Source organism: Caldisericota bacterium (assembly GCA_034717215.1).
In the GTDB taxonomy this organism is placed as follows: Bacteria; Caldisericota; Caldisericia; order Caldisericales; family Caldisericaceae; genus UBA646.
The window spans coordinates 1-1,936 of sequence record JAYELD010000074.1; the positions used below are offsets into that span (position 1 = coordinate 1).

The 1,936-nt window shown below is 37.7% G+C and carries 1 protein-coding gene; it reads right to left on the minus strand.

Features of this window, described 5'->3' with window-relative positions:
- On the minus strand, window positions 1-1,651 hold a 1,651-nt coding region (locus U9Q18_02950; GenBank protein MEA3313315.1), incomplete at its 3' end, for an IS1634 family transposase.
- Window positions 1,652-1,936 lie beyond the last annotated feature (285 nt).

Genomic DNA, 1,936 nt, shown 5'->3' on the forward strand with positions numbered 1-1,936 from the left:
TGCATAATTTAATATAGATTTTTTTATTATCCTTGTTGTTCACGCTAACTATTGAGGATTGCATTGATCTCATTTTTTCAACAATGGTAGACCAACTATAATCGATGTTGTTTTCCTGCAGGTTTTTCCTGATATAATTTACAATTTGATATGCCAATATCCCGAGCCAAATGTGTGGTTCTATATATTGATCCTTCTGGTGGTAGATAGGGCGTATTTTCAAATCGGTTTTCAAACATCTAAAAACAGCTTCTACATCTCGGGTCATGTTGTATACATCCCATATGTCTGTTTCTGTTACGGCATCATTTGTATATCTCAGAAAATACTCGCCCTTTGGCTTTTCTCTCTCTTTTACCCGGTACCAGTTTATGTCGGTTACTATCCCTTTTTCCTTATCCTCCGTGTATTTTATGGTATATAACCAACCTGTTTTTGATAGCCTGGCTTTTATGCCGCCAACTTTCTCATGTATCTTTTCGGTTTTCTTTAGGGTTCCTTTTTTGGGTAATTTGTCCTTTATCTCCTGTAATTGGTACTCTAAGCGTTGAGTGAGTTTCTGGTCAATGGACTCTTCTTTTTTTAATTTTTGGTTGCTTTTTATATGTAAAAAATTATCCTCTTTTCCCTCTACACCAGCCTTTGTGAGTTCTATTTCGTTGCCCCGGTTGTCGGTAACGCACCCTGTTTTTGTATTGAGTTTGTTGTAATCCTTTGGTTTACTGCGGCTCACGCATACGTAGTCGTATTTGCTGCTCCTTATTATTTTCAAGTTATCTTCCGTTGCAATTCCGGCATCCATAACAACTATGGGTTTTTTCCCCGTGGTATCAAGTTGGCAGACAACATCATTAAGCATGGCTTCAAAGGTTTCGGGTTCGCTTACGTTACCATTATAGAACTTGCTGTACCTGACAAAACCGAAACTGTCAATTGATAATGCCAGGCCGATTAGCTTACTACCTGACTGCTTTTGCTTGGAACGACCAAATTGAGCCTTTTTGCTGTTTTGCATTTGGCCGGTGAAGTGCATGTTGGTGAGGTCGTAAATGACTATTTTACTCCTGCCGGAAAAAAGATTGCACAGGTTGTTGTACAATTCTTTTTCTATAAAATCTTTATTTTGATACATTGCCACTGCTGCATTGTACAACCTGTACCGGCTTATATCTTCCTTCGTGGAATACAGCTCACGTGCCCCGGAATTTTCTTTTAACCATCTTTCTGCCTCTAACTCGCTTGATGGATGCAGTAGCTTGCCTGTAAGCAGCATTTGGGCAATATCGACCTGGGGGCCATCTAAACCACAACCATCCAATATTGGAGCTATCCCTAATTTGTCAAACACTTGTTTTACAAGCCATTCACCCCCAATCTCCTTGCTGTCAACTTGTTCTATGGTTTCTAAATCAACTTCCTGGATATTACTGCAAATTTCTTTAGAAATTTTTCTCTCTTTTCCAGGTGCAGGGGCAAATAATTTCTCTTTGATAATTTTGTCGGCAAAGTAGACTGCCAATGCTTCAATATCCCCAAGATTGTTTTTATCAGGAAATAGCGAAGTGCTATTACCGGTGACAAGCTCCTCTATCCTGTCGGCAAGAGCTTTATGACGATCTCTTGGTAATGTTTCAAGCCCTCCAAGGGACATTATATTTTGGTGACGTACTTTATTACCAATTTTATACGTATGGACCAACCGGTAATATACATATTGTTTATCTGACTTTTGATTCTTCTTTTTGATCTGTTTTACGAACATCTGGCAAATATACGAAAACTAAAAATACAAACAAATTTTATGGGGGACTACCAAAACCATTAAAAAACCTATCTCCCTGTTTCATAGGCTATTAAAAAATTTAGTTAAAAACATGAGGTTTTTATAATTACTTGATTATGTGAGCTTAAGCAATCAAATATTTTTTTACTTTTC